This window comes from Aliidiomarina sanyensis (assembly GCF_003987175.1).
GTDB lineage: Bacteria > Pseudomonadota > Gammaproteobacteria > Enterobacterales > Alteromonadaceae > Aliidiomarina > Aliidiomarina sanyensis.
Window position 1 is genome coordinate 27,758 of record NZ_PIPM01000003.1, and the last position, 13,170, is coordinate 40,927.

The 13,170-nt window shown below is 50.8% G+C and carries 13 protein-coding genes; 5 read left to right on the plus strand and 8 right to left on the minus strand.

Annotation, left to right across the window (positions count from 1 at the left end; genetic code table 11):
* Positions 1 to 17: 17 nt before the first annotated feature.
* The 3 genes from purC to dapA form a co-directional block, all read right to left on the minus strand.
* Complete coding sequence (gene purC / locus CWE11_RS03910) at positions 18 to 728, minus strand: phosphoribosylaminoimidazolesuccinocarboxamide synthase (protein ID WP_126776309.1); 711 nt, start codon at positions 726 to 728, stop codon at positions 18 to 20.
* A 68-nt stretch (positions 729 to 796) separates the two neighbouring features.
* The gene (gene bamC / locus CWE11_RS03915) at positions 797 to 1,906 is read right to left on the minus strand and encodes an outer membrane protein assembly factor BamC (RefSeq protein WP_126776310.1); all 1,110 of its coding nucleotides are present in this window, start codon (positions 1,904 to 1,906) and stop codon (positions 797 to 799) included.
* Positions 1,893 to 2,795: a 4-hydroxy-tetrahydrodipicolinate synthase gene (gene dapA, locus CWE11_RS03920; protein WP_126776311.1), complete on the minus strand. Its 903-nt coding sequence runs from the start codon at positions 2,793 to 2,795 to the stop codon at positions 1,893 to 1,895. Before dapA ends, bamC begins: the two co-directional genes overlap by 14 nt.
* Before the next feature lie 250 nt (positions 2,796 to 3,045).
* Between dapA and bcp the strand changes: the two genes are divergently transcribed.
* Positions 3,046 to 3,510, plus strand: a complete 465-nt coding sequence (gene bcp / locus CWE11_RS03925) for a thioredoxin-dependent thiol peroxidase (RefSeq protein WP_126776312.1) — start codon at positions 3,046 to 3,048, stop codon at positions 3,508 to 3,510.
* A 65-nt stretch (positions 3,511 to 3,575) separates the two neighbouring features.
* Here the strand turns inward: bcp and CWE11_RS03930 are convergent, their stop codons facing one another.
* Positions 3,576 to 4,658, minus strand: coding sequence for an AI-2E family transporter (locus CWE11_RS03930; RefSeq protein WP_126776313.1), 1,083 nt, complete (start codon positions 4,656 to 4,658; stop codon positions 3,576 to 3,578).
* A gap of 264 nt (positions 4,659 to 4,922) precedes the next feature.
* On the opposite strand from CWE11_RS03930, the gene CWE11_RS03935 reads away from it, so the two are divergent.
* From CWE11_RS03935 to CWE11_RS03945, 3 genes are read left to right on the plus strand one after another with little or no spacing between them, the layout of a single operon-like run.
* Positions 4,923 to 6,404, plus strand: coding sequence for a M48 family metalloprotease (locus CWE11_RS03935; protein WP_126776314.1), 1,482 nt, complete (start codon positions 4,923 to 4,925; stop codon positions 6,402 to 6,404).
* 57 nt (positions 6,405 to 6,461) lie between these two features.
* Positions 6,462 to 6,818, plus strand: a complete 357-nt coding sequence (arsC, locus tag CWE11_RS03940; RefSeq protein WP_126776315.1) for an arsenate reductase (glutaredoxin) — start codon at positions 6,462 to 6,464, stop codon at positions 6,816 to 6,818.
* The gene (locus CWE11_RS03945; protein ID WP_126776316.1) at positions 6,815 to 7,294 is read left to right on the plus strand and encodes a DUF2069 domain-containing protein; all 480 of its coding nucleotides are present in this window, start codon (positions 6,815 to 6,817) and stop codon (positions 7,292 to 7,294) included. The genes arsC and CWE11_RS03945 overlap by 4 nt, the downstream gene beginning before the upstream one ends.
* Positions 7,295 to 7,299: 5 nt before the next feature.
* Here CWE11_RS03945 and hda read toward each other — a convergent pair whose 3' ends face one another.
* Together hda and CWE11_RS03955 are read right to left on the minus strand one after the other, a co-directional pair.
* A complete protein-coding gene (hda, locus tag CWE11_RS03950; protein WP_126776317.1) occupies positions 7,300 to 8,043 on the minus strand; it encodes a DnaA regulatory inactivator Hda in 744 nt (247 codons plus the stop codon).
* Positions 8,043 to 9,239: a DUF2066 domain-containing protein gene (locus CWE11_RS03955; protein ID WP_126776318.1), complete on the minus strand. Its 1,197-nt coding sequence runs from the start codon at positions 9,237 to 9,239 to the stop codon at positions 8,043 to 8,045. The genes hda and CWE11_RS03955 overlap by 1 nt, the downstream gene beginning before the upstream one ends.
* Positions 9,240 to 9,502: 263 nt before the next feature.
* Here CWE11_RS03955 and CWE11_RS03960 point away from each other — a divergent pair, with 263 nt between their 5' ends.
* A complete protein-coding gene (locus tag CWE11_RS03960; protein WP_126776319.1) occupies positions 9,503 to 10,798 on the plus strand; it encodes an MFS transporter in 1,296 nt (431 codons plus the stop codon).
* A gap of 86 nt (positions 10,799 to 10,884) precedes the next feature.
* Here the strand turns inward: CWE11_RS03960 and pgm are convergent, their stop codons facing one another.
* Positions 10,885 to 12,516: a phosphoglucomutase (alpha-D-glucose-1,6-bisphosphate-dependent) gene (gene pgm, locus CWE11_RS03965; protein ID WP_126776320.1), complete on the minus strand. Its 1,632-nt coding sequence runs from the start codon at positions 12,514 to 12,516 to the stop codon at positions 10,885 to 10,887.
* Positions 12,513 to 13,040 (minus strand): replication initiation negative regulator SeqA, encoded by a 528-nt coding sequence (gene seqA / locus CWE11_RS03970; protein WP_126776321.1) that lies wholly within the window; start codon positions 13,038 to 13,040, stop codon positions 12,513 to 12,515. The genes pgm and seqA overlap by 4 nt, the downstream gene beginning before the upstream one ends.
* Between the last annotated feature and the right edge of the window lie 130 nt (positions 13,041 to 13,170).

Below are 13,170 nucleotides of genomic sequence, written 5' to 3' on the forward strand. Positions count from 1 at the left end.
ACTGAACGAACCGTATTTTACATAGGGACGCCTAAGCGTCTCGCCACTTCTTCATAGGCTTCAACCACACCGCCCAATCCCTGACGAAAACGATCTTTATCGAGCTTGGTGCGCGTTTCTTTGTCCCACAAGCGACAACCATCTGGGCTAAACTCGTCACCCAAAATGATTTCCCCTTGGAAAAGACCAAACTCAAGTTTGTAATCCACCAACAACATACCGGCTTGATCAAACAGCGGCTTCAACACATCATTCACCGCAAACGTGAGTCGCTTCATTTCCGCGAGTTGCTCAGCAGTTGCCCAACCAAATGTGATGGCATGAGATTCGTTCACCATTGGGTCATGCAAGGCATCATTCTTCAGAAATAACTCAAAAGTTGGCGGAACCAGCGACTGCCCTTCTTCGACACCTAATCGGCGCACCAATGAGCCAGCGGCGAAATTACGAACAACACACTCGACAGGAATCATATCGAGTTTTTTGACCAAACAAGCATTATCAGAGATGAGCTTTTCCATCTGTGTCGGAATCCCGGCAGCAGCGAGCTTTTCCATAATGAAGTGGTTAAATTTGTTGTTTACCATTCCTTTGCGTGCGAGCTGCTCAATCCGCTCGCCATCAAAGGCCGAAGTATCATCGCGAAACTCCAAAACTAGGTAGTTCGGATCGTCTGTTGTGAAAACAGTCTTTGCTTTGCCGCGGTACAACTCGTTACGTTTTTCCATTGCCGTCATGGGGTCCTAGCGTGAGTGCGAGGTGCAGAACATACTGACACCTCGCTTAGTGAACGATGTTAGTTATCTGAATCGCGAAACGCGTTCTGCATAGCAGGCAACCAGGATTCAAGGCGCTCGCGGCTGATCGGCTCATTATTGATCGTCGGAACGATCGATGCCACACCGTCTACTGAATCGACTGAGAATGTCACATCGGTTCCACGCGGTATATCCAATGGCCCTTGCTCTCCGCGGCTAAAGATTCTGCGAATCCATCCACGCCGACCACCCGGTTGATACTCGGTGTAGTACATTCCTTCCGACTGGTTCAAGTCATCAATCTCAAAGCCAAGTTCACGCAAGACGCCAGGAAACACCACCCATGCTGTGTTGAAATCTGCATCGAATTGGAAAGCTGCCTGTCCATCGCTTGTTGTTCCAACGACGATGTCAATCGCTTCTTGCGCACTTGCAACACGTCCTTGCATATACCGCTGATTCAGATTGGAGCTGATTGTATTCAACAAATCGACTTCGAGATCGCGACGGATTTGTGCCGGCATCTCGTTCGAGGGAACGACTGAACCATCGACAATCCAGCGAATGTCAGCAACCTCAACTGCAAGGGTTGCGCTACGGCGGTGGGCAGGGACGGTCATATCAATCACGTACGACTGTTCCGACTCCACGATAACCCGACTGCCACGAATACGGTTAAAGAACCCGCGACGAGGAACTCGGTATTGCTCGATTCGAAAACGATCCGTGACGATACGACGCTCGGTCTCACTCTCAATCGCGGTCGCACCCAGTCCTTCAAGACTGCGTTCAACTTCAGCCCACACCCAACCGGGGAGATTAGCAACACCTTCAACGCTATCAAAAGAAATTGCCGAAGCTTGGCTTGCATCATCCACACGACTGCCCGGCGCCAACGTCAACACTTGGCGAGGTGAGCGGATATTGATAAAGCGACCTTTTGGAGCTCCGTCCATACCTGGCGTTTTTTCTGGAATGGCAAACTGTGAACGTTGTGGACGTTCCTCAAGGCCTTCAGGAATGATCAATGCAGAGCGTTCTTCGATCTCGAGATATTCAAAACTCCCCTCTGCGACTTCCATGCGTGATGTACAACCGCTTGCCAATGCAACGCCAAGTACCAAAATTCCAAACCTAGCTAACTTCATCCGAACTCCGATCTTTTAATTGTCCTGCTTCTATGAGTGCCTGTTCGATAACTTTTTGGCTCGCAAGTTCCGGAAGCGTCAAAGGTAATCGATAATTCGCTTGAATCCAGCCCAACCGCGCCATTGCCCACTTCACTGGAATGGGGTTTGCTTCGATAAACAGCGCTTCATGTAGTGGTCTTAGTCTTGCATCCAAGGCTTCCGCTTCAGATCGCTCGCCCCGGGTGGCAGCATCAACCATTCGTTTCATCGTTTGGGGCATTAAATTTGCGGTCACACTGATCACGCCATGACCACCCGCCAGCATAAAGTCTTTTGCTGTTGGGTCATCACCACTGAGCAACAAAAAGTCATTGCCACAAAGCTTTTGAAGTTCAGCAACACGCGTCACATCACCGGTAGCTTCTTTGATACCTACGATATTCTTAAACTGGGCAAGTTCTGCAACGATTTCAGGCGTGATGTCGCAACAGGTACGGCCGGGAACGTTATACAAAAATTGAGGGACATCGCTCGCCTCACTTACGTGGCGATAGTGCTCAATGATTCCGCGATGACTTGGTTTATTGTAGTAAGGCGTGACATTCAAAAACCCATCGACGCCCAATACGGCGATCCGCTCGGTCAGCTGCACTGCCTCTTGCGTCGAGTTCGAGCCATTTCCCGCCACCACTTTGATGCGCCCTGCGGCAACTTCGACAGTCGCGCGAACCACATCGACGTGCTCGTCATGGCTTAACGTAGGCGACTCCCCTGTCGTACCGACGGAGACAATGGCATCAGTTCCGTACTGAATATGAAACTCAACGAGTTCTGCGAGGAGTTTGTAATCGATATTGCCGTTGCTGGTAAACGGGGTGACGAGCGCCACCATACTGCCGGTCAGCATAGATTCTCCCTCTAAAAATGAGGGCTCAATCTTACGCGCGCAGCGCCCAATTGACAAGTGCCGCCCCCTTTAGTTTCTCTGACGAAAGCGCTATTCTGGAGAGTAAGAATTACAGTGACCGCACGCGCTGTAACTTTCAGCGGTTATTCTGGATTTCAGCGGTTCGTTTTTGCAACGTTCCGACTTGAGTTGATTAGTTTTACCTTCGTTCGTTTCAACACATTGTCTTTTGATATTGTAAGGAGCCTTCATGAAAACGCTTGCTGTCGGTGATTCCGCCCCGATGTTTACTTTGCCCGACCAAGAAGGAAATCCCGTCTCTCTACAGTCGCTTCTGAAATCGGCTCGTGTACTTGTCTATTTCTACCCCAAGGCCATGACCCCCGGATGCACAGTTCAAGCGCAAAACTTGCGCGACTATCGGGATGCTTTGGCTGAAAAAGGCGTGACTGTGGTGGGAATTAGTCCAGACGCCCCGAAACGTCTGGCGAAATTCACAGAGCGTGACTCGCTGAACTTTACATTACTAGCCGATGAGGACCATAAAGTGGCTGACAGCTTTGGTGTATGGGGCCCTAAGAAGTTCATGGGTAGAGAATATGACGGCATTCACAGAATCAGCTTTTTGATCAACAAAGATGGAAAAATCGGCCAGGTCTTCGATAAATTTAAAACGAAAGACCATCACGAAGTCGTCCTCGCTTCACTCGACTAATTTACGCACCGATGCAAAAAGCTCCCTGACCCGGGAGCTTTTTTGTACTTTCAATGGACAGGGGGTTACGACGTAAAAGGTGGTGGGTCCTCATTGGGGTCTTTATGGGATGAAAGTGCGGTAATGACCGCTTTGACCAGACTGGCGAGAGGGATTGCAAAGAAGACTCCCCAGAACCCCCAAATCGCCCCGAAAATTAATACTGCAGCGATAATATATACAGGATGCAAGCTCACTGCCTCGGAGAACAAAATAGGCACAAGCACGTTGCCATCGAGAGCTTGAATAATGAGGTAGGCCATGATCAGCCAGAACAAGGTTGCACTCATTCCGAATTGGAACAATCCCACCAAAGCAACGGGAATTGTCACCACTGCCGCGCCGATATAGGGAACAAGTACAGAGAACCCGACTAAGGTTGCCAGAAGCGCAGCGTATCGCAGGTCGAACAGTGCAAAAACCACATAAGTGACCACACCAACAATTACAATTTCCGCTGCTTTCCCACGAATATAGTTCATAATTTGCAGGTTCATCTCACTGCCAACTTGACTGATCAAACGACGTTGTTCAGGCAGGATACGATTGAAGTGGTCAAGCAGAAGCACCTTGTCTTTTAACATGAAAAAGACCAGCAGAGGCACGATGATTAGGTATACGAGCAAGACCGCAACAAGCACGATGGTGCTCAATGAACGTTCCAGAATTCCCTGTCCAAATTGCAGTAATCGGTCATTCACTTTGTCGGTAAACATCTGAACTTGGCTCGCATCAATGAAGGCAGGAGCAATATCTTCCACACGCTCCATCAGCTCGCGCCAAGCCTGGGCAATGAGTGGCAATTCCGCGAGGAGTGCAACACTTTGTTGCCAGATAACCGGCACAAGAAACATCACCAACGCAAGGGCCAGGGCAATAAAGAGGGCAAAAACTAACAAGACCGAGTAGATCCGTTTGAAACCCATCCGCTCGAGTCGCCCCACGGGCCACTCCAATAAATAGGCCAATGCAATCGCCACAAGAATCGGGGCGAGAATCGAACCGAAGAAAACGATAAGTCCAAATCCAATAATTAACAGTAAAGTCAATGTAATGGCGTTGGGGTCAGAAAATCGGCGTTGGAACCAGTCGCGAATGTATCCCAGCATATTCAGTACAGCTCCTTGGCGAGCAGCAGATGGCGCCTGTCAGCGAAATGTGCCGTTTAGGTCATCTTTCTATTCTATCAGGGGCTCAAACATTACACCAAGATCACGAAGCTCGACAACCGATTCGGAAGTTCTTAGACTCGTGGATAAATCCACTGAACGCACTGAACCGGGATGCACTTGTAAGGTCATATGAAAAAGCGCCTACCCTTCTAAGTGTAGGAGATCTCAGCGCGCTCAGTCTGAATTTGGAGTATTCAATTTATGCACAGTCCATTCCGTGCTTTTCTTGTCGTCGTAAGCACGGCTTTGCTTGTTTTTTACATCAGCCTGACGAGCGCCGCCAACGCGCAATCCCGGACCGACGTTCCAACCATAGGCACCGCCGGCGGCGCATTTATGTCGATCGAACGTGAACGGTTGTTAGGTGAGCATTTTGCGCGGGAAATTCGCGGTGCCGCCCCAGTCATCGAGGACCCGGTTCTGCGCGAATATTTGGAAGGAATCGGCAATAATCTTGTTCGGCATACCGATAACGTCCGCTATCCTTTTAATTTTTTCTGGATCCGTGACGACAGTATCAACGCGTTTGCTTTCTTAGGTGGACAGATTGGCATGCACTCGGGGCTCTTGCTCGAAACCCGCGACGAATCAGAACTGGCATCTGTACTCAGCCACGAAATTGCTCACGTCACTCAGCGCCACATTGCTCGGAATATGGAACGCCTGACCGCTGCTGCGCCTTTAACCTTGGCACAAATCATTGGCGGGGTGATTATTGGTATCGCAAATCCAACTCTTGGCATGGCGGTGATGACTTCCAGTGTCGCTGGCGCGCAGCAACGCCAAATCAACTACACCCGTCAATTTGAGCTCGAAGCTGATCGTATCGGCATGCAAGCCCTTGCACGCGCGGGCTACGATCCAGAAGGAGCACCTCGTTTCTTTGGACGGTTGCAAGCGCGCTATCGCTACGCATCAACACTCCCACAATTTTTGATTACCCACCCGCTGCCTGAATCACGAATTGCCGATACCCAAAGTCGCGCTCGGGCGCTAGGTCCACGCGATCTTCCTCCGAGCTTGGATTATCATCTGGCGAAAGCGCGGGTCATGGTGCGCTTTAGCAATCGAAGTGCACAAGGCGTGTTGACGCAAGTGGACCAAGAGCTGCGACATGAAATTCACCCGATTCGACGTGCCGGATTGCTCTATGCCCGAGCACTCGCTTTGCATTCACTTGAGCGATACGACGAAGCCGATTCGATCATCCTTGCTTTGCGCGCAGAGCATCCGTTAAACCTGTTCTTTCTTGATACGCAAACCGACATTTGGATTGCTCAAAAACGCTTTGAAGAAGTCATCGAGATGCTGACCATCGAATACAGCAGACGGCCAAACAACCAAGTTGTGACCTTGAACTTGGTCTACGCGGCGAACCATGCTGGTGAGTATGGCCTCGCCAGACGAGCAGCCCAAGAGTATTTGCTCCATCGCCGGCACGATGTCGTCGCTTGGCAACTCCTTCATGAAGCGCAACAAAAGTCCGCGAATGCCGTGGGGCAACATGAGGCCATGGCAGAAATTTTTGTCCTTCGGGCTAATTTTGAAGGTGCAATTGAAGAGCTCAACATGGCTCACTCCAAGACCGCGGATGGTGATTTATTGAACCGGCAACGCTTACAGGCCCGTATTCAACAAGTCCGAGCCCTCGAACGAGAACGTGAGCGAGTTTTTGACTTTTAATTCAAAGTCCGTAAAGTTGCACGCCATCATCTATCCAGCGATGTAGAGGAAACGAGCATGGAAACATTTACTATTTACCATAACCCGCGATGCTCCAAGAGCCGAGAGACGCTCAAGTTACTCCAATCCAATGGGGTGGAACCACGGGTGGTTGAATACTTAAAAACGCCCTTACTACCTACTGAATTACTTGATTTGGCAGACATGGTCGGAGTGGATCTGGTTCATTTGCTGCGCAAAAAAGAAGATCTTTATCAGCGCGCAGATTTTGCTTCGGTCGAGGATGACCGTCACGCCCTCGCGAAGAAGCTGAGCGATAACATCAAAGTGCTTGAACGCCCTATTGTGGTCAATGAGAGCACCAAGGTAGCTCGCGTCGGTCGTCCCCCTGAAAATATCTTGGAGATTCTGTGAGCGCACCGTTTTATCAAACTGCAGCGTTTTATCGCAAGCTAACCCTCGCCTGCTACCCGACGCTGCTCGTTTTTGTTGTCCTCTGGCACGGTATCCTTGAGCCAAACGAGTTTCTGCCCATGTGGCTCACGTTAACCCTTTGGGGAGTCCCACTCCTGTTTCCATTGCGAGGGATACTAAAAGGCGACCCGTATACCCATGCCTGGGCCAATTTCATTCTTATTTTCTATTTCATGCATGGCTTCACGACCCTTTACACCCATCCAGAGGAACGTTTGTACGCAGTCATTGAGCTGCTCTTAACCACCGGAGCCTTCATTGGGGCGACCTATTACGCCCGCTATCGGGGCCGTGAGCTCGGATTAAAGCTGAAACGGAAAAAAGATGAAGATGCTGAATACGACGCAAAGATGCAGGCGTACATCAGTAATGCGGGCAAGATGCCTGAAAGCAAACAAACGGACGACAAATCCTGACGGGCTTAAAGAGCGAGGATTTCTTTCACAAAAGGCAGCGTCAACCGGCGCTGCTTTTCAATTGAAGCGCTATCAAGTCGATCGAGGGCGTTCATCAGCTCATGCAAATCACGTGGCATCCGCTGAACCATAAACTCAGCAACGCCCTCGCTCAACTCCAATCCGCGCACCTGAGCGTGTTGCCGTAAAATTTTCACTTTATCCGAATCAGTGGGCGCCCCCAGTCGAAAGGGCGTCGCCCATTGCAAGCGCGACCGTAAATCTTCGAAGGCCATGGGCAGTGAGGCCGCTGTTCCTTGTGCACTCAGCACGAGAAACCCTGATCGGCGATCCTGCACACGATTAAACAATGCAAACAGGGCTTCGGCCCATTTCGGGTCAAGCGATACCGAGTCCACATCATCCAGAGCAATCAGGTCATAATGTTCCAGACCTTGTAGGATATCTATCGCGGAAGTTCCGACAAAATCTCTTAAAGGCAGATAGATGCTGGTGCGGCCCCGCTCTGCACAGCGTTCACAGAGCGCACATAACAGATGGGTTTTGCCGCGCCCACGCTCCCCGAAAATAGCGGTGTATTGGAGCGTCGACTGCACGTTTTCTTGGCTTAATCGTTCGAGGTGGGCAATCAATTGGGATTGGCGCTCCCCCAGGTTACCAGCACCAATCACAAAGTTATCGAAGCGAGCGTGATCGGGTAACTGCACGGGCAAAGCCAGTTGAGCACCAGCCAACACATTTGAATCCATTAACGTACCCAACGAAACTCCAATGCAACCTCTTGCTCCGCTGCGTCCGCCTCAAGGTTCAGATCAGTCCGTTCGATACGGCGTTCAAATTCAAGGGCTTGGGATAACCAACGCGCACCACCATTGAGCTGTACCGCAAAATCAGCCGTACCTTGCTGATAACGCCGTAGCTGCACGCGGTACACTTGCCCTTGTTGTTGCAATAGTTGCTCGGCTTGGAGCACTTGCGATAGCTGATTAACCCCCCGAAAGCGCACGATAATGTCGGCGTTCCCGTCTTCACTTTCACCAATGAATACCTGTGCAATGCGGTCCACAACCTGATTCACAAAACGCTCTGCGACCTCCGCCTCCGACTCCGCTTCGATCACTTCAACAAATCGCAGGTCGCCAATATTGATGCGTGCCTCGAGGACATATAGATTCGACTGCTCGTCAGCGTCGTTCGAGAAAGCCGAACCAGCGGACTCGCCACTTAACAGGACTGTGGTATCACCATCCGGCTCCATTTGAAAAAGACGCGCACTGATAACGCCCTCAACCGGATACCGTGCAGATGCTGCTGCAATCTCCTGTTCAAACCGTCCCCATACATCACGCGGCGTGATGGCCATTTGATCTTGCAAATCGAGGAGTGGCATCAGGATCTGAATCCCCCGACGACGTGTTTCCCGTTGAAAGGCCTTTATGAAATCACGTTCCTCGGTCCGCCCAACCAGACGAACACCGCGCGTCGGATCATCCTCTGCAAGCCACAAAAGTAGCTGAGGCCGTTGTCCAGTCCAAAGTGGGAACCCGGCTCTTTGCAAAAGTTGTCGGATACGGGTTTCATCAAAACTCGCAATCAACGTGAGTCCCTCATCCGAGCTTTGGTATCCAAATTGCAGCAAGTAATCATTCACATTCCGTAACTCACTGCGCACCTGTGCATTTTCAAGAACGGCGGGGTTTCCTGTAACGCGTACCAAAACATCAGAGAAAATTCGCGGCAACACTTGCTGCCGTTCATTTCGTGATTGCCCTTCCACCTGAATTTCTCCAGCTAGCATTTGGGCAAACCCTTGATTTGCATGGGCGGAGGAAGCCATCCCAACCATGACAATAAAGCACAGCGCAGCGATCCACGCTTGCACAGTCGCAACCGAGCGCGATGCGCCCTGACCGGTCTGAATGAGTTGAGCTGTCGTTTGTTTCAAGTCGAGTTCCTATGTTGCGACCGCTTTTTGTTCGGTCTACTTGCCATGCAGATCGCCTATCTCTTACAGCAAATTGCCGCATACTGAGCGAATCATAAACACCCCTTTCGTTCCGAGCAAGTGACAACCTGTGGATAAGGCTGGGGAATTCTGGCGAAAACTGGAGTGCGATGATAAAGTATCGGTAAATCATCATCGTACTCGCCTGTGCCGCTCATTATTAAGCAAAAATCTCGGCACGCTAACCGCGCAGGACCAACGCCATGCTCAGACAACAGGTACGTGCTGTCAGTTCACTCCTCTCCACCATGACGCTTATCGGGCTATGTGTCGGTATGACGAGCACGCTCCTGAGTTTACGTGGAACCATCGAAGGCTTCTCGACCTTTACGATCGGTTTAATTATGTCCGCTTACTTTATCGGATTCTTGTTTGGAACAACGCGTGCTCCCAAAGATATCCGTCGAGTCGGTTATATCCGCGCTTTCGGTGGACTCGCTGCACTTGCATCAGTAGCTGTGTTAGTGCAGTCCATCTGGATCGATCCGGTCGTATGGTTTGTCATGCGTTTCATCAGCGGATTCGCGCTTTCAGCAATGTTCGTTATTGCTGAAAGTTGGCTCAATACCATGGCAGATAACCGCAACCGCGGTGCCCTGTTATCGGTCTATCTCGTGCTCATTTACGGGGGATTAATTGTCGGTCAACTGATTCTTGGCCTTGCCGATCCAACCGGCTTTGTGCCATTTGCAATTATCGCTTTGCTGATCAATCTGTCACTCATTCCGATTTTAGCGAGCGTCACGGTCGAACCGACCACGCATTCTCCGAAGAAAGTTCCTTTGCGGCTTCTGATTGAGCAAGCACCGCTCGGACTTTTTGCGGCATTCCTGGCGCAGGGCTGTTACGCCATGTTTTATGGTGTTGGACCTGTGTATGCCACCACGATTGGCCTCACGGTGGGACAAGTGACGATTTTCATGGCCGCATTCATCTTTGGTGGCCTTCTTGCACAGACGCCCGTCGGATTTTTATCTGATCGATATGACCGACGCCTCGTTCTCGCTGGCGTCACATTCACAGGAGCCATTGTTGCGATAGGACTCTCCCAACTCGCGACTGATAATCCGCTCTGGCTCTACATTGGAATGGGCCTGCTCGGCGGGTGTTTGTTGCCCATTTACTCGCTCGCTATGGCTCACACCAACGATTATCTAGAGAAAGATCAAATGATTGGAGCGACTGGCGCAATTATCAAAGTAGGTGGCGTCGGTGCCATCGTCGGTGCTCCGCTTGGGGCTGCGTTGATGCAATTTGCTGCGCTCAATATGTTTTTCATTCTCATGGCTGTGTTTGCGCTCATGATTGCGGCGTACTCCGTGTATCGTGTTACACAGCGAGCCAAGGCACCAGACCAAGTCCATTCGCCACTCACAAATCTTGCTCCAGCTCAGGTATCTGAAGAACTATTAGCCTCCTTGGTAGAAGAAGCAAATGAAGATTTTGAAGAGCCCGAAGGTTCGATTCCGGTAAAACCGGGTTCCAATGCTCCGGTTTGACCTAGGTCATTCATAGTCCTACAACGAAAATGCCCGCGATCAACGCGGGCATTTTTATCGGTAAAACCAACCATCAAAACCGTCGTTCAAAGCCAAGTTTGCAAAAGAATCTGTGCCGCTTGTTGAATCTGACGCAAATGCGCTTCACTACGCAGACTCTCCGCATAAATTTTATACACGGGCTCGGTACCGGAAGGACGCACTGCAAACCATCCGTTTTCGGTACACACCTTGACCCCTCCAAAGCCTGCGCCATTGCCTGGCGCTTTCACCATTACCGCAGTAACCGACTCACCTGCGAGCTCACTCACATGGGGTGGGTTGCTGACAAGCTCCGCGAAGGCATCCATTTGTTCAGGTGTGGCCTGACAGTCCAAACGGGCATAGCTCGCCTGACCGTAACGGGCTTCAAGTTCGTGATAATAGGCGCTTGGTGATTTCCCAGTGACCGCCAGAATTTCAAGGGCCAGCAAGCCCATGACAATCCCGTCTTTGTCAGTCGACCATACATGGCCAGTTCGGTCGATAAAAGTCGCTCCAGCACTCTCCTCACCCGCAAACCCAAGGCGCCCTTCAAGGAGCCCTTGGGAAAACCACTTGAAGCCAACCGGCACTTCCACAAGGGTCCGTTCAAGTCCGGCCACGACCCGATCAATCATGGCGCTGGACACGAGCGTTTTTCCTATTGCAACATCAGGCTCCCAAGCCCGGTGCCGCCCAAGGTAATCAATTGCCACGGCAAGAAAATGATTTGGATTCATCAGACCGTCGGGCGTAACGATACCGTGACGATCAAAATCAGGGTCATTGCCAATACCCACTGCGAAATCATCTTTCAAACGCAAGAGTCCGGCCATGGCATCCGCTGAAGAACAATCCATGCGGATTGTTCCGTCCTTGTCTAATGGCATAAAACCGAACGTTGGATCCACATGATCGTTCATGATCGTCAGATCGAGTCCGTACTCGGCCTGAATGGCATGCCAGTAAGCGATCCCCGCCCCACCCATCGCGTCAATTCCAACCTTTAAATTGGCCCGTTGGATTGCCTCCATATCAATAACCCGAGGCAAATCCGTCACATAAGCGGTAACCCAATCCATTTTTTTCAATCGGCGGGATTTCTTGGCTTGTGCAAACGACACAACATTGACGCCAAGCAACTCGCTCGAAAGGATTGCATTGGCATATTTTTCAATCGTCTTTGTTACATTGCTGTCGGCCGGTCCACCATGAGGCGGATTGTATTTGAAGCCACCATCTTGTGGTGGATTGTGCGAAGGGGTAATCACAACACCATCAGCAAGACCATCTTTCCGGCCCTGATTGTAACGTAAGATCGCGTGGCTGATGACTGGTGTTGGCGTGTATCCCAGGTCGCTTTGAATGTGCACCTCGATTCCATTACCAATAAACACCTCAAGTGCCGTAATGTAAGCAGCTTCAGACAGCGCATGGGTATCTTTGCCGAGCATCAAGGGCCCCGTGATGCCTTGTTCTTCGCGGTACGCCACAATGGCCTGACTGATCGCTAAGATATGCGCCTCATTAAACGATAACTTGAGTGCACTCCCCCGATGTCCTGATGTTCCAAAGCTGACTTGCTGAGGAACTTTGCCCGGGTTCGGTTCATTAACATAATAGGCCGCCATAAGTGATGGCACATGAATGAGCTCATCGACTTGTGCTGGCTGTCCTGCACGCGGGTGTTTTGTCATGACAATAGATCCCTTATTCGTTCAGCGTCCTCAGCAGAGTAACCAAGCTCACGCGCTACGTCCGTTAAAATTGATTTTTTCTTCGTCGTGTTGTTATTCGTGACAACCCAGTAAGGAGAATCCGGAATTTGCTTCGGATTCGTGCTGTTCCCCGTCGCACTTAATTCAGCTTCCGACGCTGAGAAGTAAAGGCGGTTTCGACCCCGAATATCCAACACCCGAACAAAGTCCTCCGCATGGCATCTCTGAAGTTGCGAAAGGATGTGCAAAAATCGACCGACCACTCCTTTCTGGGACGCCAAATCCGCTGGGCTCACGACATCAAAAATAGTGCGTGTTCCGATCGATGACATTGGCTGGCTCGGCGCCTTTACTTCCCGTGAGGCACTCTGGGATTCCGGCGCTGCGCCGACAGCGGGGAGGTGTAAGAGGCGTCGCAGAATGGTCGAAGCCGACTCGCCAATATGTTGAGTATGTGATGCAATGAAGGTGTATAGCTCGTCATCAATTTCTATTTTTTTCATGAACGTACTGCTCGAAGATCGGATGCTGTAAACTAGTACGCATAGTATACCCGAGGCCACCCGTATTTGCACCGACTCGACAGACCTGAAAAAGCAGTGTGCACGGGAGCCCATGCAAACAATCATAGGA

Excerpts from the sequence above, each read along its gene's own strand:
- bamC (WP_126776310.1), bottom strand. The coding sequence starts at position 1,906 with ATGAAGTTAGCTAGGTTTGGAATTTTGGTACTTGGCGTTGCATTGGCA.
- seqA (WP_126776321.1), bottom strand. The coding sequence starts at position 13,040 with ATGAAAAAAATAGAAATTGATGACGAGCTATACACCTTCATTGCATCA.
- purC (WP_126776309.1), bottom strand. The coding sequence starts at position 728 with ATGGAAAAACGTAACGAGTTGTACCGCGGCAAAGCAAAGACTGTTTTC.
- CWE11_RS03930 (WP_126776313.1), bottom strand. The coding sequence starts at position 4,658 with ATGCTGGGATACATTCGCGACTGGTTCCAACGCCGATTTTCTGACCCC.
- bcp (WP_126776312.1), top strand. The coding sequence starts at position 3,046 with ATGAAAACGCTTGCTGTCGGTGATTCCGCCCCGATGTTTACTTTGCCC.
- dapA (WP_126776311.1), bottom strand. The coding sequence starts at position 2,795 with ATGCTGACCGGCAGTATGGTGGCGCTCGTCACCCCGTTTACCAGCAAC.
- CWE11_RS03935 (WP_126776314.1), top strand. The coding sequence starts at position 4,923 with ATGCACAGTCCATTCCGTGCTTTTCTTGTCGTCGTAAGCACGGCTTTG.
- arsC (WP_126776315.1), top strand. The coding sequence starts at position 6,462 with ATGGAAACATTTACTATTTACCATAACCCGCGATGCTCCAAGAGCCGA.
- hda (WP_126776317.1), bottom strand. The coding sequence starts at position 8,043 with ATGGATTCAAATGTGTTGGCTGGTGCTCAACTGGCTTTGCCCGTGCAG.
- CWE11_RS03960 (WP_126776319.1), top strand. The coding sequence starts at position 9,503 with ATGCTCAGACAACAGGTACGTGCTGTCAGTTCACTCCTCTCCACCATG.
- pgm (WP_126776320.1), bottom strand. The coding sequence starts at position 12,516 with ATGACAAAACACCCGCGTGCAGGACAGCCAGCACAAGTCGATGAGCTC.